Annotated in this window: 14 protein-coding genes; 4 read left to right on the top strand and 10 right to left on the bottom strand. The window is 67.8% G+C overall.

Going from position 1 to position 20,095, the window contains the following annotated elements:
* The 3 genes from glk to zwf are packed head-to-tail and all read right to left on the bottom strand — an operon-like array spanning window position 1 to window position 3,222.
* Window positions 1-1,038, bottom strand: a complete 1,038-nt coding sequence (glk, locus tag ACAD63_RS21980; RefSeq protein WP_135703347.1) for a glucokinase — start codon at window positions 1,036-1,038, stop codon at window positions 1-3.
* A 30-nt stretch (window positions 1,039-1,068) separates the two neighbouring features.
* A complete protein-coding gene (gene pgl, locus ACAD63_RS21975) occupies window positions 1,069-1,749 on the bottom strand; it encodes a 6-phosphogluconolactonase (RefSeq protein WP_195430375.1) in 681 nt (226 codons plus the stop codon).
* A gap of 15 nt (window positions 1,750-1,764) precedes the next feature.
* Window positions 1,765-3,222: a glucose-6-phosphate dehydrogenase gene (zwf, locus tag ACAD63_RS21970; RefSeq protein ID WP_133095575.1), complete on the bottom strand. Its 1,458-nt coding sequence runs from the start codon at window positions 3,220-3,222 to the stop codon at window positions 1,765-1,767.
* A 216-nt stretch (window positions 3,223-3,438) separates the two neighbouring features.
* Between zwf and edd the strand changes: the two genes are divergently transcribed.
* A complete protein-coding gene (gene edd / locus ACAD63_RS21965; protein ID WP_434034339.1) occupies window positions 3,439-5,268 on the top strand; it encodes a phosphogluconate dehydratase in 1,830 nt (609 codons plus the stop codon).
* A 268-nt stretch (window positions 5,269-5,536) separates the two neighbouring features.
* Here the strand turns inward: edd and ACAD63_RS21960 are convergent, their stop codons facing one another.
* Window positions 5,537-6,427 (bottom strand): helix-turn-helix domain-containing protein, encoded by an 891-nt coding sequence (locus tag ACAD63_RS21960; RefSeq protein ID WP_135703349.1) that lies wholly within the window; start codon window positions 6,425-6,427, stop codon window positions 5,537-5,539.
* A 237-nt stretch (window positions 6,428-6,664) separates the two neighbouring features.
* Window positions 6,665-7,912, bottom strand: coding sequence for an MFS transporter (locus ACAD63_RS21955; RefSeq protein WP_434034338.1), 1,248 nt, complete (start codon window positions 7,910-7,912; stop codon window positions 6,665-6,667).
* Window positions 7,913-8,242: 330 nt separating this feature from the next.
* Here ACAD63_RS21955 and ACAD63_RS21950 point away from each other — a divergent pair, with 330 nt between their 5' ends.
* Window positions 8,243-10,402 carry a TonB-dependent receptor family protein gene (locus ACAD63_RS21950; RefSeq protein WP_434034337.1) on the top strand — a complete coding sequence of 720 codons (2,160 nt, stop codon included), beginning with the start codon at window positions 8,243-8,245 and terminating at the stop codon, window positions 10,400-10,402.
* 136 nt (window positions 10,403-10,538) lie between these two features.
* Here the strand turns inward: ACAD63_RS21950 and ACAD63_RS21945 are convergent, their stop codons facing one another.
* Together ACAD63_RS21945 and ACAD63_RS21940 are read right to left on the bottom strand one after the other, a co-directional pair.
* Entirely contained in the window at window positions 10,539-12,152 is a 1,614-nt protein-coding gene (locus tag ACAD63_RS21945) for a peptide chain release factor 3 (RefSeq protein WP_434034336.1), read from the bottom strand.
* Window positions 12,153-12,277: 125 nt separating this feature from the next.
* A complete protein-coding gene (locus ACAD63_RS21940; RefSeq protein WP_371704425.1) occupies window positions 12,278-13,414 on the bottom strand; it encodes a YhjD/YihY/BrkB family envelope integrity protein in 1,137 nt (378 codons plus the stop codon).
* Between the two features lie 1,159 nt (window positions 13,415-14,573).
* Between ACAD63_RS21940 and ACAD63_RS21935 the strand changes: the two genes are divergently transcribed.
* A complete protein-coding gene (locus ACAD63_RS21935; RefSeq protein WP_135703352.1) occupies window positions 14,574-14,981 on the top strand; it encodes a hypothetical protein in 408 nt (135 codons plus the stop codon).
* Between the two features lie 147 nt (window positions 14,982-15,128).
* Here the strand turns inward: ACAD63_RS21935 and ACAD63_RS21930 are convergent, their stop codons facing one another.
* The 3 genes from ACAD63_RS21930 to ACAD63_RS21920 form a co-directional block, all read right to left on the bottom strand.
* Window positions 15,129-16,496: a sigma-54 dependent transcriptional regulator gene (locus ACAD63_RS21930; RefSeq protein WP_133095567.1), complete on the bottom strand. Its 1,368-nt coding sequence runs from the start codon at window positions 16,494-16,496 to the stop codon at window positions 15,129-15,131.
* A 119-nt stretch (window positions 16,497-16,615) separates the two neighbouring features.
* Window positions 16,616-17,089 (bottom strand): hypothetical protein, encoded by a 474-nt coding sequence (locus ACAD63_RS21925; RefSeq protein WP_133095566.1) that lies wholly within the window; start codon window positions 17,087-17,089, stop codon window positions 16,616-16,618.
* A gap of 802 nt (window positions 17,090-17,891) precedes the next feature.
* Window positions 17,892-19,256: an NCS2 family permease gene (locus tag ACAD63_RS21920; RefSeq protein WP_135703353.1), complete on the bottom strand. Its 1,365-nt coding sequence runs from the start codon at window positions 19,254-19,256 to the stop codon at window positions 17,892-17,894.
* 416 nt (window positions 19,257-19,672) lie between these two features.
* On the opposite strand from ACAD63_RS21920, the gene ACAD63_RS21915 reads away from it, so the two are divergent.
* Window positions 19,673-19,876, top strand: a complete 204-nt coding sequence (locus ACAD63_RS21915; protein WP_010811149.1) for a cold-shock protein — start codon at window positions 19,673-19,675, stop codon at window positions 19,874-19,876.
* The last annotated feature ends 219 nt before the right edge of the window (window positions 19,877-20,095 follow it).

Here is a 20,095-nt window from a genome sequence, read left to right as displayed (position 1 = left end):
CTAGGCGTTCCCCGCTTCGCGGTCCAGGCGCTCGGCCAGCGCGCGCGCCAACCCCGGCAGCGCGGGGTGGCGCGCGGTGACGACATGGACCGGCACGTCTTCGAGCCAGCCGCGCATGCGGCCCTTGGCGACAAAGCGCTCGGCGAAGGTGGAGGCCTGCAGCGCCGGCACGAAGCGCGGCAGGATGCCGCCGCCCAGATAGACGCCGCCGCGGGCGCCCAGCACCAGCGCGATATCCGCCACGACCGAGCCCAGCAGCCCGAAGAACACCGTCATGGTGCGCTGGCATAGCGGGTCGTTGCGCTGGAACGCGCCGTCGGTGACCTGCTCCGGCTGCAGCGGCGCGAGCAAAAGCGTACCCGTTTCTGCGGCCAGCGCGGCATGGATCTGCGACAGCCCGGCACCCGATAAAAGCCGTTCCGCGGACACCCGGCCGAGCTGGCGATGCACCGCGCGCCACGCCACCCATTCATCGTCGGTGGCCGGCATCAGTTCCATATGGCCACCCTCGCCGGCCAGCGCCACCATCTGCCCGCCCGGAGCGGGGACCAGCCCCGACACGCCCAGCCCAGTGCCCGGCCCCACCAGCGCCAGCGGCGCGGTCGGCACCACGGTGCCGCTGCGCACCCGCGCCAGGCCGTCCGCCGGCAGGTGCGGCAAGGCCAGCGCCAGCGCGGTGAAGTCGTTCAGCGCCACCAGAGTCTGCAGGCCGAGCGCGCGGCGCATGCCCTCGATCGAGAACGACCAGTTGTGGTTGGTCAGCTTGACCTGATCGCCGGTGACCGGATTGGCCAGCCCGACCGCCGCATGGCGCGGCAAGCGCTGCCCGGTGGCCGCCAGGCCATCCAGGAACTGGCGCATTGCGGCTTCGAGCGAGGGAAAGTCGGCGACCTTGAGCGCGGTCACCGGCCCGATCTGCATCGGCGCGGACTCGATCGCGAAGCGCACGTTGGTGCCGCCGACATCGCCGAGCAGGCGCGGGAAGGTGGCGCTGGCGCTGGCGCGGGCGGTCGCGGGAGTGGAGGCGGTGTCAGCCATGGCGTCGGTCACGTCCCCTTCAGTCAGAATTCAGGCCTTGAACACATCGAATCCATGCCGGTGGCGCGACGCCACCAGGCTCACCGGCAGCGCCGGCGTCGGCCCCTGCAGCACGCGTTCGAGCACCTTTGCCTTGGCTTCGCCAGTGACGGACAGGAAGGCGCGTTCGGCCGCCAGCAGCGCGGCCAGGTTCAGCGTGATCCGCGCATGCGGCGCGGTGCCCGGATGCGTCAGCAGGTAGGCCGGCTGCGGATCGCTCAGCGCGTCCTGGAGTTCGGGCGCGTCCGGGAACAGCGACGCGGTATGCCCATCCTCGCCCATGCCGAGCACCACCACGTCAGGCTGGCGGAACGCGCGATTCGCGCGCGCCACCGCCGCGGTTGGGTCGGCCACGTCCTGCGCATCGGCTACCAGCGGGATAAAGGCGGCGCTGCCCGCGGCCTCGCGCAGCAGGTGCGCGCGCACCAGCGCGGCATTGCTGTCGGGGTGGTCGGGCGGCACCACGCGTTCGTCGACCAGCGTCACCGTCACCGCTTCCCAGCGCAGCGGACGGTAGCGCAGCCGCTCGAACATCGGCACCGGCGAGCGTCCGCCGGACACCGCCAGCACCGCCCAGCCGTTGACGCGGATGGCGAGTTCGAGCGCATTGCTGATCGAGATGGCCAGGGCCTCGGCCTGGTCCATCGGGGTGGGATGTTCAAACAGGCGCATATGGTTCCCTCTGGTTCAGGCTTCTTCGTGCCACAAGCCGCCGTCGCGCGACATCAGCGCCGACGACGCGGCCGGGCCCCAGGTGCCGGCGGTGTAGGGCTTGGGCGGTACCGTGCTGGCTTCCCATGTATCGATGATGGGCTCGACCCAGCGCCACGCCTGCACCTGCTCGTCGCGGCGCACGAACAGACCCAGCCGGCCGCGGATCACGTCCAGCAGCAGCCGCTCGTAGGCGCCGGCGCGGCGCACCTTGAACGAGTTGGCGAAGTCGAGGTCGAGCGAGGTCGGCGTCAGCTCGAGCGTGTCGCCGGGCTGCTTGACCAGGCAATACAGCCGGATGCTTTCTTCGGGTTGCAGCTGGATCACCAGCCGGTTCTGCGGCGACAGCGTCAGCGGGCGCGGAAAGATCGCGTGCGGCACGTCGCGGAAGTGGATCACGATCTCGGCCACGCGTGCCTGCATGCGCTTGCCGGTGCGCAGGTAGAACGGCACGCCTTCCCAGCGCCAGTTGGCGATCTCCGCCTTGATCGCGACAAAGGTCTCGGTGCGGCTGTCCGCGGCGATGCCGGCCTCATCGGTGTAGCCCGGCACCGGCTTGCCGCCGATGGCGCCGGCGCGGTACTGGCCGCGCACGGTTTTCTCGGCGACGTCCTGCGGCGTGATCGGCTTGAGCGCCTTCAGGATCTTGATCTTCTCGTCGCGGATGGCGTCCTCCGATAGGCTGGCGGGCGGCTCCATCGCCACCATGCACAGCAGCTGCAGCAGGTGGTTCTGCACCATGTCGCGCAGCGCGCCGGTCTGGTCGTAGAAATCGCCGCGCGTTTCCACGCCGAGCTCTTCGGCGATGGTGATCTGCACGTCCCGGACCCACTCGCGCCGCCACAGCGGCTCGAACAGGGCATTGCCAAAGCGGATCGCCATCAGGTTCTGCACCGACTCCTTGCCGAGGTAATGGTCGATACGGTAGATCTGCTCTTCGGCGAAGTAGTTGGCTACCGCCGAATTGATCGCCTCGTTCGAGTCGAGGTCATGGCCCAGCGGTTTTTCCAGCACGATGCGTACGTTTGGCGCCGTGCGCGTATTGAGCCCGGTGCGGGCGAGCTGCTCGCAGATCGACACGAACAGGTGCGGCGCGGTGGCGAGATAGCACACCACCACTTCCGGCCTGCGCGACAGCACCTTGTCGGCAAGCGCATCGAAATGCGCGGGCACGCGTGCGTCGGCCTGCACGTAGGTGATGCGCGCGCAGAACTTCTCCCATGACTCCGGCGGCGCATGGGCCAATGCGGGCCGCACGGTCTGCTCCAGCGACGCGAGGTAGTCGCCGGTCGACAACGGCTGGCTGCCGGTGGCGAGGATACGCGCAGCCGGATGCAGCAGGCCGGCGTGGTGCGCGTCGAACAGGGAAGGCAGCAGCTTGCGCCGCGCCAGGTCGCCGGTGCCGCCGAACAGCACCATGTCGAAATCAGGCATGCTCACCCTGTGCTCCTTGAGGATTCGGGAGGATTCGAGTTGTGGCGGCCATCGCGCGCTGGCGGGCCGTGTTGCGGCAAGTTTACGTGAGTCGCTACGGCTTGGCGAGGCAAGCGTACCCATTTCTGCGTGGCGCGCCCGGGCCGCGGGCGGGCCTCCGGCGTGCAGCGCCCGGCAAAGTGCGCTAGGCTGAAAGCTCCCCCGCAGGAGAACCCCATGCCACGTCATCCAGTGCTCGAGCGGGTCACCGCCCGCATCGTCTCCCGCAGTGCCGCCACCCGCCAGGCGTACCTGGACCGCACCCGCGCCATGGCCGGGCAGAAAGTGGAACGCGCCCAGCTCTCCTGTACCAACCTGGCCCACGCGGTGGCCGCGATGCCTGACGAAGCAAAGATCCGGCTGAAGGCCGACGAGCGGCCCAACCTGGCGATCGTCTCCGCCTACAACGACATGCTGTCGGCGCACCAGCCGCTGGCGGCCTATCCCCAATGGATCAAGGAAGCCGCGCTGGAGTCCGGCGGCACCGCGCAGTTCGCGGGCGGCACGCCGGCGATGTGCGATGGCGTGACGCAGGGCCAGGACGGCATGGACCTGTCGCTGTTCTCGCGCGACGTGATCGCGCTGGCTTCGGCCGTGGCGCTGTCGCACCAGATGTTCGATGCCGCGCTGTACCTGGGCGTGTGCGACAAGATCGTGCCCGGCCTGGTGATGGGCGCGCTGTCGTTCGGCCACCTGCCCGCGGTGTTCGTGCCGGGCGGGCCGATGACCACCGGTATCAGCAACGACGAGAAGGCGCGCACGCGCCAGCTCTATGCCGAAGGCAAGATCGGGCGTGAGGCGCTGCTCGAAGCCGAGACCCGCTCCTATCACGGCCCCGGCACCTGCACCTTCTACGGCACCGCCAATTCCAACCAGATGCTGATGGAAATGATGGGGCTGCACCTGCCGGGCACCGCCTTCGTCAACCCCGGCACGCCTCTGCGCGAGGCGCTCACGCGCGAGTCCGCGCGCCAGGCGCTCAAGCTGGTGCATGGCGGCGAGCGCTACACGCCGGTGGCCGAGGTGCTGGACGAACGCGCCTTCGTCAACGGCATCGTCGGGCTGCTGGCCACCGGCGGCTCGACCAACCACACGCTGCACCTGATTGCGATGGCGCGCGTGGGCGGCATCGTGCTGGGGTGGGACGACTTTGACGAGCTGTCCGCGGTGGTGCCGCTGCTGGCGCGCGTGTACCCCAACGGCAAGGCGGACGTAAACCAGTTCCAGGCGGCCGGCGGGCTGCCGGTGGTGATCCGCGGGCTGCTGTCGCTGGGACTGCTGCATGACGACGTGACCACCATCTTCGGCCGCGGGCTGGAGGACTATACGCGCGAGCCAGTGCTGCGCGACGGCAAGCTGGGCTGGATCGACGGCCCGGCGGCGCCGCTCGATGACAGCATCGTGCGCAGCGCCGACAAGCCGTTCTTGCCGGACGGCGGCATCAAGGTGCTGGACGGCAAGCTGGGCCGCGCGGTGATCAAGACCTCGGCGGTCAAATTGGAGCACCAGGTCGTTCAGGCGCCGGCGATCGTGTTCGAGCGTCAGGACGACCTGCTGCACGCATTCAAGCGCGGCGAGCTGGAGCGCGACTTTGTCGCGGTACTGCCGTGGCAGGGCCCGGCCGCATGCGGCATGCCCGAGTTGCACAAGCTGACGCCGACGCTGACGGTGCTGCAGGATCGCGGCTTCCATGTCGCGCTGGTCACCGACGGGCGCATGTCGGGCGCATCTGGCAAGGTGCCGGCGGCGATCCATGTCTGTCCCGAGGCGTTGCGCGGCGGCACGATCGCGCGCGTGCGCACCGGCGACATGATGCGCGTGGATGCGCCCGCGGGCGTGCTTGACGTGCTGGTGCCGGAAGACGAATGGCGCGCGCGCGAGGCCGCCCATCCGGACCTCAGTGCCAACCGGCACGGCGTCGGCCGCGACCTGTTCGCGGCCTTCCGCAGCAATGTGAGCACGGCCGAAAGCGGCGCCTGCACGCTGTTTGCCAACGAGGGCAAGTAGCGCACGTTCGGCGGTATTCGGCGGCAGCGTCTGCGTACCCGTTTCTGCGTGCTGTCACCGGGAATGCGGCGCCTCGCCGATAACCGGCGGACTCGCAAATTTTTATGTAATTAGTGAATATTGATCGCGCGATGTCAGACGATCACAGACAAAGACATGGCGCGCCACACCGAAAGGGCATAACCGGGCGCCAATTGGTTTCCCGCACAATCCGCCAGCAGTGCGTACCCCGTCTCCCCAGCCCTTGCCCGGCAAGGCTGGCGGCGAGTCACGCGGAGCGCGACGATCCCGCGCGCCAGGTGCCGGGCGTGACCCCGAACGCGGCACGGAAGCGGTGGCTCAGGTGGCTGGCCGAGGCAAACCCGGCACGCACGGCTACTTCATGCAGGCCAGGCCATGGCTCGGCCAGCAGCTGGCGGGCGCGCTCGAGCCGCGCCCTCAGGATCCAGGCATGCGGCGGCATGCCAAACGAGACCCGGAACATGCGCGCGAAGTGGAACTCCGACAGGCCCGCCAGAGCGGCCAGCTCGCCCAGGGTCGGGTTGTGCGCCGGATGGGCCTCGATCCAGTCGCGCACCGTGCGCCTCGCCTGCGCCGACAGGCCGCCGCGCCAGTCCGCCGGCGCGGCGCGCCCGGCATGCTGCAGCACCAGGTGGCTGACCGCCTCGTGCGCCAGCGCATTGCAGGCCATGCGCGCATCGGGGTGGTGCCAGTCGAGCGCGGCCAGCCGCTGGCTCAATGCGTACAGGAACGGATCGTCGGCAAAGGTCAGGTCGCGCAGCGCCACTGAACGCGGCTCGCGGTCGAGCAGGCGCACGCAGTGCCAGGCCAGCATCTCCGGCCTGAAATACAGGTGAACGAAGCGCTGCGGGCCGCCCACGTGCCAGCGCGACTCATGGTCCGCCGGCAACAGGCAGAGCCGCCCGGGCGCGCCCTTGTTGCCGGGCTGGTCGCGCCGGTAGGTGCCAAGGCCGCCTTCCAGGTAGACCGAAACCGTGTGATGGCCGGGATGGGCGTAGGCGGTATCGTCGTCCCGGTTGCGCCATAGCGCCACGCCCAGCCCATCGCCCAGCATGGCCGCGCGCTCCAGCGACGCGCGCGAGCCGGTGAGCGCGGCGAAGACCGCGTGGCGCTGGAGCGGATCGGACGGAGCGGCCATGTGACGGGGGCTGACAGGAGCTGGCGGGGCGACGTCGGCGGGGCGCCCCGGGGCAACTTTCAGCGACGAAAGTTGGTCCGGAAAGCCGCCGCACAAAGCTGGACTATACCGTCAGCCGGGCGGTGGCTGCTCATGCGGCAGCCAGCCAAGGACTAAGCAGGAGCTACGCAGAAACGGGTACGCTTCGTGGCCCCACCACAGCCTGGACAGATCTGGGCGGCGAACAATCTGCGCTTGTCAGGTGGCGAGTTCATGCAGCCGGTCGCGCGAGGCCAGCGCCGGGAACAACCGCATCCACACCGCCACCACCAGCAACGTGCCGACGCCCCCAAGGATCACCGCGCCCACTGGCCCGAACAGCGCGGCGGTCACGCCGGATTCGAACTCGCCCAGCTGGTTGGAGGCACCGATGAATACCGAGTTGACCGCGCCGACACGCCCGCGCATGTCGTCGGGCGTATCGAGCTGGACCAGCGTCGAGCGCACCACCACGCTGATCATGTCCGAGGCGCCAAGCACCACCAGCGCGGCCATCGACAGCGGCAGCCACGTCGACACCCCAAACACCACGGTGGCGACGCCGAACAGCGCCACCGCGCCGAACATGATGCGCCCGGAGCGCCGGTTCAGCGGATGGCGCGCCAGCCACAGCGCCATGACCAGCGCACCGACCGCCGGCGACGAGCGCAGCAGCCCCAGGCCCCACGGCCCGGTATGCAGGATGTCGCGCGCATAGATCGGCAGCAGCGCCACCGCGCCGCCCAGCAGCACCGCGAACAGGTCCAGCGAGATCGCACCCAGCAGCACCGGCCGGCTGCGGATATAGGCAAAGCCGGCAAACACCGTGCTCACGCTGACCGGCGCGGTCAGCCGCTGCGCGGCCTGGCGCAGCGTGATGCCGCTGACCAGCACCGCGGCGATGACGAACAGCGTCGCGCTCAGCGCGTACACCACGCCGGGGCCCGCCACATAGGCAAAGCCGCCGATGGCCGGGCCGATGATGATCGCAGTCTGCCCGGCGGAACTGGCCAGCGCCACTGCGCGCGGCAGCTGGCGCGGCGCCACCACGCTGGGCAGCAGCGCCTGCAGCGTGGGGTTCTCGAACGCGCGGGTGGCGCCGATCAGTGCCACGAAGATAAAGATGTGATGGCTGTCGATCCAGCCGGTAAGGCTGGCCACCGCCATGCCGGCGGCCAGCAGCGCTTCGATCGACTGGCACGTGCGCACGATGCGGCGCCGGTCGAAGCGGTCGGCAACGTGGCCGGACATCAGGATCAGCACCACCGAGGGCAGGAACTGCACCAGCCCGACCATGCCCAGCATCAGCGGGTCGCGCGTCAGGTCGTACATCTGCCAGCCCACCGCCACGGTAAAGATCTGGTAGCCGATGGTGGTGCACAGGCGGGCGAACCAGTAGCGGCGGAACGCGGCGTCGCCAAAGACGCTATCCGGCTCGGCGGCCGGGACGGTGGCAGGGGAAGACATGGATGCGAAGGACGGGATCGGACTGCGAAGGCGCCGCGGCAAAGCGCAGCAATGTGCTGCAAAGGCGCCCGGCAAGCGGCGGAGTAAAGCCACGATTTTACGGTGGCTGCTGAATTAGTGCATACACGTGCATGCCCTGCGCGCCAGCAGTCAAGATAAGTGGATCTTTTGTCATATTTTACAGTGCAAATGTATCCAAGCTGATGCATGGATGCGACAAACGTCCCCGTTTGATCTGACTAATCGCGTCTGAGAATCACTCGCACTTATAATCCGGCCCCATTCGGCGCATCCGCCAGTGGACTGCGCTGCCCTTTCAGGATTTTCATCTTGCAGCCCGCTTTCCGTCCCACCGCCGGTGCCATCGGCGCCGCCCTGTTGTTCGCCCTCCCCGTCCATGCCCAGAACGCAGCCACGGCTCCCGCAGCCGGCAGCGCCAACGCGGAAACCACCCTCAATGCCGTCACCGTGGTCGGCAACTGGCTCGACAACGCCGATGAAGCCAAGGTGCTGGAGCACCCCGGCGCCCGCACCATCGTCGACCGCGTGACTTTCCAGGAAGCCGGCGCCAACAACGTGCGCGAAGTGCTGCGCCGCGTCCCGGGCGTGCAGGTGCAGGAGAACAACGGCACCGGCGGCAGCGATGTGTCGCTGAACGTGGGCGTGCGCGGCCTGACTGCGCGCCTGTCGCCGCGCTCGACCATCCTGATGGACGGCGTGCCGCTGGCGGTGGCGCCCTATGGCCAGCCGCAGCTGTCGATGGCGCCGCTGTCGCTGGGCAACCTGGAAAGCATCGACGTGGTGCGCGGCGCCGGTTCGGTGCGCTACGGCCCGCAGAACGTGGGCGGCATCATCAACTTCGCGACGCGGTCGATCCCGCAGACCTTCGCGGCCGACGCCTCGGTCTCGACCGACATCTACAGCCACGGCGGCAACGTCAAGACCAACCCGACCGCGTTCATCGGCGGCACCAACGACAACGGGCTGGGCGGCGCGCTGCTGTATTCGGGCATCCACGGCAACGGCTATCGCGAGAGCAACGACCACGTCAATATCGACGACCTGCTGCTCAAGGGCAACTACCGGATCTCGAAGACCGACGAACTGAGCGCTGCCTTCCACTACTACGAGGGCAGGGCCGGCATGCCCGGCGGCCTGACCCCGGCGCAGTACGCGGCCGACCCGTTCCAGTCGGTGCGGCCCTATGACAATTTCGACGGCCGCCGCAACGACTTCAGCCTGAAGTACAGCCATAACGACAACAACCGCAAGTTCGAGGTGCTGACGTACTACACCGACAGCTTCCGCGGCAGCAATATCGAGCAGCAAGGCACGGGCGCACAGGCCAACCGGCGGCGCCTGACCTCGGCGCCGCGCAACTACCATACGTTCGCGATCGAGCCGCGCTACTCGCAGCTGTTCCGCGGCGAGAACATGAGCCATGAGGTCAGCGTCGGCTACCGCTTCCTGCGCGAAGCCAGCGACGAGAAGGCCTCGCGCACGGTGTTCTACACGCCGGGCACCATCGATCCGACCACGCTGCCGTCGCCGGTGTACCAGTCGCGCACGGGCGGCACCACCGCCAACGCGGTCTATATCGACGACACCATCAACGTCGGCAGCTGGACCATCACGCCGGGCCTGCGCTACGAATTCATACGGTCGTACGTGACCGACAACTTCACCGGCGCGCGCAACGATGTCTCGTCCAACGAGCCGCTGCCCTCGCTGGCGGTGATGTACCACGTCAGCGACCAGTGGAAGCTGTTCGCCAATGCCGGCGTCTCGTTCGGGCCGCTGCAGTACTTCCAGATCGCGCAGACCACCAACGGCCTGACGCCGGAGAAGGCGAAGACGTACGAAATCGGCACGCACTTCAACAGCAACGGCTGGGGCGGCGAGCTGACGCTGTTCAATATCGACTTCGACGACGAGCTGCAGCTGCGCGGCGGCACCGGCGGCGCGCCGGACGCGTGGACCAACCTCGGCGCCACCACGCACCGCGGCGTGGAATCATCGCTGCGCTATGACTTCGGCGCGCTCGACAAGTCGCTGGCCGGCCTGTCGGCGTATGCGACCTACACCTTCACCGAAGCCACCTACAACCAGGGCAACTTCGCCGGGCGCGACCTGCCGTTCTATTCGCGCCATGTGGCCACCGTGGGCATGCGCTATGCGCGCAACCGCTGGGCGTTCAATATCGACGGCTACGCGCAGTCGAAGCAGCATTCGCCGGGCGACCCGAGCACGTCGACCACGTACCAGACCGCGGAGAGCGCCAATGGCGCGCTGGGCGACATCCCTGGCTATGCACTGCTGAACATGCGGCTGGGCTACGACTTCGGCAAGTCGGCGCAGAACCTGAAGGTGGCGGTGGGGGTGAAGAACCTGCTAGACAAGCGCTATTTCACGCGCTCGACGGACAACAATGCGGGCAAGTATGTGGGGATGCCGCGGACTTTCTATATCCAGGCGTCGCTGGCGTATTAAGCTGGCGCAAGTAAGGCGGCGTGTTTGCTCCCCTCTCCCCCGGCCCCTCTCCCGCAAGTGGAAGAGGGGAGCAAATCCCCCGAATGCAAAACGGCTCGCCAAGGCGAGCCGTTTTGCATTGTCAGCGACGGGATCGTCAAACGATCTCGCGTGTCTCCAGGAACTGCAGCTCCGGGAACCGCTCCTGCGTCAGCCGCAGGTTCACCATGCTCGGCGCCAGGTACACATGGTCGCCGGCGCCGTCCAGCGCCACGTTATGCCCGGCCTTGGCGATCAGCTTCTCGATCTCCGCGGGCGAACCCTTGAGCCAGCGCGCCGTGGCGCACTCGTGCGACTCAAAGATGGCATCGACGCCGTACTCATGCTCGAGCCGGTGCGCCACCACGTCGAACTGCAGGATACCGACCGCGCCCAGCACCAGGTCGTTGGAGGCGAGCGGACGGAACATCTGCGTCGCGCCCTCTTCCGCCAGCTGCTGCAGGCCCTTCTGCAACTGCTTGACCTTGAGCGGGTTATTCAGGCGCGCGCGGCGGAAGAACTCCGGCGCGAACGACGGGATGCCGGTGAACTTGAGCGGCTCGCCTTCGGTAAAGACATCGCCCAGGCGGATGGTGCCGTGGTTGGGCACGCCGATGATGTCGCCGGCGTAGGCCTCTTCCGTCGTGTTGCGGTCCTGCGCCATGAAGGTGATGGCGTTGTTGATCGCGACGGTCTTGCCGGCGGAGACGTGCAGCAGCTTCATGCCGCGCTCGAAGCGGCCCGAGCAGACGCGCACGAAGGCGATGCGGTCGCGATGGCGCGGGTCCATATTGGCCTGGATCTTGAAGACGAAGCCGGTGAACTTGCCTTCGTTCGGCTCGACCACGCGCGTGTCGGTGTTGCGCGCCAGCGGCGGCGGTGACAGCTCGCACAGTGCGTCCAGCAACGACTGCACGCCGAAGTTGTTGATCGCCGAGCCGAAGTAGACCGGGGTCTGCTTGCCGGCGAGGAACGCTTCCTTGTCGAAGGTATGCGACGCGCCGCGCACCAGTTCGATCTCGACGCGCAGCTCGTCGGCCTGGCTGCCGAGGATGCGGTCCAGTTCCGGGTTGTCCAGGCCATCCAGGATCGCCGCGGTGCCCTTGTCGCCTTTCGGGTCGAACAGCTGCACCTTGTCGTCGATCAGGTGATACACGCCGCGGAACTGCTTGCCCATGCCGATCGGCCAGGTCATCGGCGCGCACTGGATCTGCAGAACGTCCTCGATTTCATCGAGCAGCTCGATCGGCGAGCGGCCCTCGCGGTCGAGCTTGTTGATGAAGGTGAGGATGGGCGTATCGCGCAGGCGGCAGACATTGAGCAGCTTGATGGTCTGCGCTTCCACGCCGTTGACCGAGTCGATCACCATCACGGCCGAGTCGACCGCCGTCAGCGTGCGGTAGGTGTCTTCCGAGAAGTCCTCGTGGCCAGGCGTGTCGAGCAGGTTGACGATGTTCTCCTGCGCGTTGCGGTCCGCGTTGTTGCTGGCATGCCCGCGGCCATACGGGAACTGCATCACCGACGAGGTCACCGAGATGCCGCGCTGCTTTTCCAGTTCCATCCAGTCGGAGGTGGCATGGCGGTCGGCCTTGCGCGCGCGCACCTCGCCCGCGACCTGGATGGCGCCGCCGAACCACAGCAACTTTTCGGTCAGGGTCGTCTTGCCCGCGTCGGGGTGGGAGATGATGGCAAAGGTGCGTCGACGCGCAATTTCGGATACGAGCGAGCTCACGGAATCTGGCTGGGAATAGGTAGAGGGAACAGAGGGTGCGGCATCAGCCGGCACCCGGACCGGCGCCGCCGCAGGCGGCATTGCGCCGGGCCCTGCGGGACTTACGGAAGGAATGGGGCGCTATTTTACCGGTTCACGGGCCAGGCCGGGGGTTTGCCTTCGCCCTTGCCATCCCCCTCCCCTCCCATGCCCGGCACGCCGCGCAGGCTGCCGAACTGAAGCGCGTACTGGCGCGTCAGCTCGGCGCCGAAGAAGAAGATCTGCGCCGAGTAGTAGATCCACAGCATCAGCGCCACCACCGAGCCCGCCGCGCCGTATGAAGAGGCCACGGCACTATTTCCCAGATAGAGGCCGATCAGCCGCTTGCCCACCGAGAACAGCAGCGCGGTTATGACGGCGCCCATGGTCACGTCGCGCCAGGCGATGCGCGCGTTGGGCAGCATCTTGAAGATCACGGCGAACAGCGCGGTCACGACCGCAAAGGAAAACGCCGTCGAGATCACGTCTGCCACCGGGGCGAACCAGGACTGCGTCCACAGCTGGCCCCAGATGCGCTCGACCACCGCCAGCGCGGCGTTGACGATCAGCGACACCAGCAGCATGAAGGCCAGCACCAGCACCAGGCTGAACGACAGCAGCCGCGCGCGCAGCAGCGTCTGCCAGCCGGCGGTCTTGGGCACCGGCACATGCCAGATGTCGTCGAGGCTGCTCTTGAGCTCGGCAAAGGCGCTGGTGGCGCCGACAAACAGGATGCCCATGGCGATCAGTGCGGCCATGCCGCTGCCGCCGGCGCGGTGCGTGGCGGCCAGGATCTGCTGGATCGCCGTGGCGCCCTGTTCGCCGACCAGCCCTTCGATCTGGGTGAAGATCTCGCCGCGCGCCGCCTCGGCGCCGAAGAACAGGCCGGCGATCGAGATCACCAGCACCAGGATCGGCGCCAGCGAGAACAGCATGTAGAAGGACAGCGCCGCGCCCTTGCTGGCGGCGCGGTGATCGAACCAGGAGGCCACCGCCGCGGTGACCACGCGCAGCGTGCGTCCACCGGTGTGGCGGTCCGGCAGCCAGTGAGGGCGGCGGGGCCGCGGCTGCGGGGATTCGGTGCCAGGGGACGATGCGGGACGGTGTTCGGAGTTGTCGTTCACGGCCTTGGGTTTGCCAGGTTCGGGAGCCCTGGTACGCAGGGACGGAGCCGGAACGCCTGGCGCGAGCGGCCGCGGCACGCTCCGGCAGCAAGGGTAGCTTGCGTTCATCATACTGCGCATTGTGCGGCTTGCCCAAGCAGCACCCCCGGGGCGACCTGCTACATTAAGATCAGGCACACCTGCCGGCGCATCCGTGCCAGCGCGCCGGCGCAAGGAGGCATCTGTGATCCGTTCCCTCTCCGCACGCCCGGTGGCCGCCATGCTTGTGATCGGGATGCTGGGTGTTGCCGGCTGCGAGCGCAGCCAGCCCGGCCCCAAACCCATCTCAGGCACTGCCACGGCCTCGTCCTCCGCTGCCGCTCCCGCCCTGCCAGCGGCACCCGCCCCGCCGGGCCAGTCCCGCTGACGACCACGGCGGCCGCTAGCCGCTTGCCGCGCCCTGCCATGAGGGACGCCCGCTGCGTACCCGTTTCTGCGTACTGCGCCGCGCGTCGCCGCAGCGCCGGGCGGGCAGCGCGCTCGGCAATGTTCAAGGCCCGGTCCTCAGGTCCCCGGAACCTTTCTTTGTCTTCCACCGTGTCCCCCGCTGTTACGCCAATGCAAGGCTGAAGTAACTCCAGTTTCAAAGATGCAACCCGGTGCAATGCGAAGAATGCGCCGCTGCCGGGGCACGCTATCCCGCACCCGGCGTGCATGTCAGGCGGCCATGCCCGCACATGCGCGGGCGCGCCCGGCGGTGGCGCTCGCCGCACGCGTTGCAACGGCGAAACCGAATGGCCCCGTGGCGCCGCCCCGGCCGCGCACGGCACGACCGGACGAGCCGCAAACCCGCATGGGATATACCTTTGCGGCCATTGGCACACTTGTCGCTCAGCATCCGCAGGGACGCCGTGCGCGTCCGGGCCATCAACCAGCCACTACTGCGGAGAGAGACCAGCCATGCGTCATCCGCCTTCACGCATGACGGCGCGCCGGCGCTCATACCGGTTGGCGGGCCCCCCGCCTACGGTGACGGACCTGCTTTCGCCGCCACTGCTGCCCTACCCGCGCGCGCGGGTCGAGCCGGCACAGCTGGACACGGCCAGCGCGCCGTGCCCCGGCGGTGCGCGCCGGGCGCGGGGTCCGTCCTGCACGCGCGCAGCCGGCAGGCGCCCGGCCGGAAGGCGGCGCGCCTGACCGGGAGCTGGTGCGATATTGAGTGGGCACGCGGGCCAGCGTGCCCGCGCGGATTTGTGCTCCGTCCCCCGGCGGGCACTTTTTTCCACAAGGAGGAGACGCCATGAAAGCCGCAATCCCTGCCGCAGGCGTGCTGGCCGCCTTGGCGGTCTTCTCGGCCCCTGCCGTGGCAGCCAGCTATGCCTGGTTCGATCGTCCCGACGACGCCAGCGCCAACAGCCACGCGGCGGTCAGCAATGATGTGTACGTGCGTGGCTTCGGCTGGGCCTGGGGCGAACTGCATATGCAGCAGGATACCTCGCCAGGCGCGGCCGCACCTGCGGCGCCGCAAGGCCGCCGACAGGCGCGCGACTACCCCGACCGGCGCGACGCGCCGCCGTGGCTGCAACGGGATGACAACGGCCCGCCGCGCACGCCGCGCGGCAAGATCAGCATGAATCTCGCGGCCGCCCCGGCGGATGGGACGATTGGAGGAGGCACGGCCGGCCAGCCTCGCGTGGTTGTGCGCTGACGTGCCAGCGGGCACGGGGAAAGGCGGAACCGGCGAGCGGACGTCGGCGGTTCCCCTTTCCTGTGGCGCGCTGCCCGAGGCTCGACTGTTTGCAGTTCGATAGCTGCGGACAGCGGTGACCGGCGCTTGCGCTGCGCACTTGCCAGCCTACTCGCCCGCGGCGGGCTGGCTCTCCACGCGGATATTGTGCTTGTGCATCAGCCGGTACAGGGTCACGCGCGACACGTTGAGTTCGCGCGCAGCCGGCACGACGTGGAAGCCATGGCTGGCCATCACGTTGCGGATCGCCTCGCGCTCGGCCTCCTCGCGGATCGCGTCGAGGGTCTTGCGCGGCAGTTCCGCACCGCCGTGCAGCTGCAGGTCCTCGGCCGTGATCTTGCGGTTGTCGGTCATCACGATGGCGCGGCGCACGCGGTTGATCAGCTCGCGCACGTTGCCCGGCCATGCGTACTGCATCATGGCCTGGGTCGCGCATGCCGAGAAGCCGCGGATACGCCGGTGCGCCTCGTGCCCATGCTCGGCCAGCACGGCGTTGGCCAGCTGGAGGATGTCCTCGCCGCGCTCGCGCAGCGGCGGAATGCTCAGCGTCAGCACGCACAGCCGGTGGAACAGGTCGGAACGGAAACGTCCGTCGCCCTGCGCGGCGACCAGGTCCACGTGCGTGGCCGAGATGATGCGCAGGTTCAACGGGATCGACTGATGCCCGCCCAGGCGCGTGATGGTGCCCTGTTGCAGGAATCGCAGCAGCGCCACCTGGCTCTCCAGCGGCAGGTCGCCGATCTCGTCGAGAAACAGCGTGCCGCCCTGCGCCTGCTCGATCCAGCCGATCTTGCGCTGGTTGGCGCCGGTGAACGCGCCCTTCTCGTAGCCGAACAGTTCGGACTGCACCAGGTGCGAAGGGATGGCGCCGCAGTTGATGGCGATGAACGGCCCCTTGCGCCGGCTCGAGGCATCGTGAATCGCCTGCGCGGCGAGTTCCTTGCCGGTGCCGGATTCGCCGGAGATGAATACCGGCGCCTCGTTGTGCGCCACCTTGGCGAGCGAGCGGAACATGGCGCGCATGGCCGCGCACTCGCCGATCATGGTGCCGCGCGACGCCGTCTCCTGCACGCGCACGCCATGCAGCGACGCCATGCCATGCGCGTGCTTGAGCGTGTAGATCAGCTCCTGCACCGAGAACGGCGTGCGCACGTAGTCCACGCAATAGTCGCGGATCAGCCCGCGCACTCGCTCGTCGGCAAGCATCGCGTCGCAGGTGATGGCCACCCAGGCGACATGCAGATGCTGCAGCGCAAGTTCGAGCTGGCCAAGCTCGGCATCGCTGTATTCCGCCTGCAGGTCGATCACGCCAGCGCTGGGCGGGCTCGCGCGCACCACGCGTTCGGCGTCACGGATCTGCTGCACGCGGCGCAGTTCCCATCCGGGGCCGAAGCTGGACGGGTCAAAACCAAAATCTTCATGACGCGACACGACTACGATCTGCGCAGTGCGTGGCGCCTTGCACAGTCGGTCCATCACGATCTCCCGGACGTTTGGCTTGTTCTTGGTTCCGGCACCCGGCGCCGGGGCCTGTGGCCGTGGCGCGGACTGGCGCTGGACTGGCTGCGGTTTGGCGCCCGCAGGCAACGTCGGTATCACGAGGTGGACAGACTGCGGGACGGCTCCTCGGGCGCGGCGAGATAGCCGCTGCCACCCTGGAGCTGTTCGCGGATGCGTCGGCGCACCGCTTCCTTCTCGCGCATCAACTCTACGCGCGGTGCCTCGGGGGTCTGTCCGGAGTACTGGTAGTAGAGCGACTTGTAGGTGAGCTGGCTCAGGATCCATTCCTGCAGCATGGCGCGCTGGCGCGCCAGTTCGTCCTCCAGCAGGCGATGGCGGCGCAGCAGGTTTTCCACCGCGGCACGGGCGCTGTCGCTGAGCGCACTGTCCTCGGCCAGCAGGGCCGCCACGTCGGCAGCAGCGCCGTCGCGGCTGGCGCGGTGTGCGGGTGTTTCGCCTGCGGCTTCCCCCAGAGCAGCCCAGGCTTGGTGGATGGATCGGCTATTGGATCGGCTTATGGACTCCCTGACGGGCCCGATGGCGGGTCGCCGAATCTCTCCTGCGGTCATGATTATCCCCGTTGAACAACATCCCCCGGCACTACACGTCTGCGGATACCACTTGTCAGTCTTGGAATTATTTGTCTCTGCGTGGCGTACGTGTTTCCGCACGCTCCCTGGTCGTGGCCGTGCCGCCTTGCCTGGCGGTCTCATCCGAACTGTCCCCAGACTAGCGGACGGCGCCAACGCGCGCTCGGTGTGCTCCGGCAATCCAGCCGCATGCACCGGAGTCAAGAAGGGGCGCCTTGCCGCGCCCCTCTTTGCCACGCCTATAGTTCAGTGCATTTGGGGCGGTTTGTCCAGCCCTGAGTGGGTGACTTACACCCAATCTCATACTTTGGAATGAGCCGGCCTGCACACCGTCGATCTGGCCCGCCGGAAGCGGCTTGCGGGCTGGTTCGTGACAGATTCGCGACCGAATTTCGAGCCAAATTTCGGACCGAATTTTGGACTAAATTTCGGACTGGATGCGGCCCGCCTGTCGTGCCGCCGGCGCGCCGTTTCCACGCCCGCATGGTACGCAGAAACGGGTACGCTCTCGCACCCCGAACGGGTGATGGCAGAGCTCTCGTTAGCACGCGTGGCCAATGCGCGAGGTGGTATGGCTCGCGGCAAGGCATGTCGAAACGCAGCCCGCAGAAACAGGTACGCTGCGAACGCTCGTGCGGCCGCGGAAGGGCCGCAGAAACGGGTACGCTTTGCGCGCGTTCCGATGCTCCGGCCTTGCGACCTTGCCGCGAAGGGGCAACGGGGGTGTGCAATCAAGAATGGGCGGCCCACGCCGCCCATTCTTGATTGCCGCCAGGAATGCTCAGTGGCCCGGCAGGTAGTAGAACTTGAAGACAAAGACCGCGGCGATGATCCAGACCATCACCGGCACGCTGCGCGCGCGCCCGGTCAGCAGCTTGAGTGCCGCGTAGCTGATGAAGCCGAACGCCACGCCATTCGCCACCGAGTATGTGAAGGGCATGCCCAGCGCGGTCATGACCGCCGGCACGACTTCGGTGACATCGTTCCAGTCGATCTCCAGCAGCTCGCGCAACATCAGGCAGGACACATACAGCAGCGCCGGCGCGGTGGCGTAGGCCGGAACCGTGCCCGCCAGCGGCGCGATGAACAGCGCCGCCAGGAACAGCACCGCCACCGTCACCGCGGTCAGCCCCGTACGCCCGCCGGCCTGCACGCCGGAAGCGCTTTCGATATACGCAGTCGTCGACGACGTGCCGAGGAACGAGCCGGCCATGATGGCGGTGCTGTCAGCCATCAGCGCCTTGTTCAGCCGGTCCATGCGGCCCGCCTTGAGCAGGCCGGCGCGGTTGGCCACGCCCATCAGCGTGCCGGTGGCATCGAACAGCTCGACCAGGAAGAACACCAGCACGACATTGATGATGCCGATCGACAGCGCCGCCGAAATATCGAGCTTCAGCAGCGTCGGGCTCAGCGAAGGCGGCGCCGAAAACACGCCGTGGAAGGTGTTGCCGGCAAAGGCAAAGCTCAGCAGCGTGGTCAGCAGGATGCCGATCAGGATCGCCCCCTTCACGCGCAGGTGGTCCAGCGCGACGATCACGAAGAAGCCGACGATGGCGAGCACCGCCGGGGGTTGGTGCAGGTCGCCGAGGGTAACCAGCGTTGCCGGGCTCGCGGCGACGATGCCGGCATTCTTCAGCGCGACGATTGCCAGGAACAAGCCGATGCCCGCGGTGATCGCCACGCGGATGGAATGCGGGATGCCGTTGACGATCATCTCGCGCACGCGGAACAGCGTCACCAGCAGGAACAGGCAGCCCGAGATAAAGACCGCGCCCAGCGCCGCCTCCCACGGAAATCCCATGCCCTTCACCACCGTGTACGCAAAGTACGCGTTCAGGCCCATGCCCGGCGCCATCGCAATCGGGTAGTTGGCGTAGAACCCCATGATCAGCGTGCCGATCGCTGCGGCCACGCAGGTCGCGACGAAGACCGCGTCCTTGGGCATGCCGGCGTCGCCCAGGATCGACGGGTTGACGAAGATAATGTACGCCATCGTCAGGAAGGTGGTGATACCGGCGAGGACCTCGGTGCGGACATCGGTCTGGTGCTCGCGCAGCTTGAACAGGCGCTCTAGCAGCGTCGGCTGGCCGCGCGAGGGGTTGACGGAAGGCGTACCCGGCTTGGAAGCGGGTTCCGGCATCGACATGACTAAGTCTCCAGTATCGTTATCGTGTCCGCGGCAGGGATCCCTGCGCGGCATGGCCGCGTGGCGCGCCATCATGCGGCATGCGTACTCTGGTCCAGCATGGGCCCGATACGCCACGGCGCACACGAATAAGCGATATGCAAAAAGCGTGATGATCCCACAGCGGATACCGGGCGCACAGGGCCCGCGGGGGCGCCGGGCCCGCCCGCGCGTGGCCGGGGTTGGGGCTGGCCCCAACTTGACGCTGGCCCCAATCCCCCGTATAAACCCGGCTAGATTCAAGCGACGAGGCAACAGTTCATTCGTTAGCCACCGTCTGGTACTTCGGTTGTCCATGGTGTCCTTTCCTTGAGTTCCCCTGTCGGATGGCGCGCGCGTCATGCGACGTTTTATATCCTTTTTCTGGAAAGCAAATCATGCAAACCGGTATCGTCAAGTGGTTCAACGACGCCAAGGGTTTTGGCTTCATCAAGCCGGACGCAGGTGGTGACGACCTCTTCGCCCACTTCTCGGAAATCCGCGCCGACGGCTTCAAGTCGCTGCAGGAAAACCAGCGTGTGCAGTTCGAAGTCAAGAACGGCCCGAAGGGCCTGCAGGCAGCGAACATCACCCCGCTGTAAGCGTTGCCCGCGGCGCGCCACGTGCGCGCCACGCAACGGAAGAACCCCGCCTCGGCGGGGTTTTTTGTTTTCTGTCGGCTTGCGCTGCCGGCGGCGCGTGGGTTGCCCGCCGGGAGGTCCGCCGCTCTCCCCGCCTCCCGCTTCCCCGCCTCCCGCCTCCCGCCTCCCGCCTCCCGCCTCCCGCTTCCCCGCCTCCCGCCTCCCGCTTCCCGCTTCCCC

This window comes from Cupriavidus sp. a3 (assembly GCF_051015765.1).
Taxonomy (GTDB): Bacteria; Pseudomonadota; Gammaproteobacteria; order Burkholderiales; family Burkholderiaceae; genus Cupriavidus; species Cupriavidus oxalaticus_A.
Note: the sequence above shows the minus strand (reverse complement) of the source record. Positions and strands in the feature narration are given on the sequence as shown.

What these genes read in the sequence shown, in the direction of transcription:
- glk (WP_135703347.1), bottom strand. Translation starts at nt 1,038, where the DNA reads ATGGCTGACACCGCCTCCACTCCCGCGACCGCCCGCGCCAGCGCCAGC.
- pgl (WP_195430375.1), bottom strand. Translation starts at nt 1,749, where the DNA reads ATGCGCCTGTTTGAACATCCCACCCCGATGGACCAGGCCGAGGCCCTG.
- zwf (WP_133095575.1), bottom strand. Translation starts at nt 3,222, where the DNA reads ATGCCTGATTTCGACATGGTGCTGTTCGGCGGCACCGGCGACCTGGCG.
- edd (WP_434034339.1), top strand. Translation starts at nt 3,439, where the DNA reads ATGCCACGTCATCCAGTGCTCGAGCGGGTCACCGCCCGCATCGTCTCC.
- ACAD63_RS21960 (WP_135703349.1), bottom strand. Translation starts at nt 6,427, where the DNA reads ATGGCCGCTCCGTCCGATCCGCTCCAGCGCCACGCGGTCTTCGCCGCG.
- ACAD63_RS21955 (WP_434034338.1), bottom strand. Translation starts at nt 7,912, where the DNA reads ATGTCTTCCCCTGCCACCGTCCCGGCCGCCGAGCCGGATAGCGTCTTT.
- ACAD63_RS21940 (WP_371704425.1), bottom strand. Translation starts at nt 13,414, where the DNA reads ATGCGCAGTATGATGAACGCAAGCTACCCTTGCTGCCGGAGCGTGCCG.
- ACAD63_RS21935 (WP_135703352.1), top strand. Translation starts at nt 14,574, where the DNA reads ATGAAAGCCGCAATCCCTGCCGCAGGCGTGCTGGCCGCCTTGGCGGTC.
- ACAD63_RS21930 (WP_133095567.1), bottom strand. Translation starts at nt 16,496, where the DNA reads ATGGACCGACTGTGCAAGGCGCCACGCACTGCGCAGATCGTAGTCGTG.
- ACAD63_RS21925 (WP_133095566.1), bottom strand. Translation starts at nt 17,089, where the DNA reads ATGACCGCAGGAGAGATTCGGCGACCCGCCATCGGGCCCGTCAGGGAG.
- ACAD63_RS21920 (WP_135703353.1), bottom strand. Translation starts at nt 19,256, where the DNA reads ATGTCGATGCCGGAACCCGCTTCCAAGCCGGGTACGCCTTCCGTCAAC.
- ACAD63_RS21915 (WP_010811149.1), top strand. Translation starts at nt 19,673, where the DNA reads ATGCAAACCGGTATCGTCAAGTGGTTCAACGACGCCAAGGGTTTTGGC.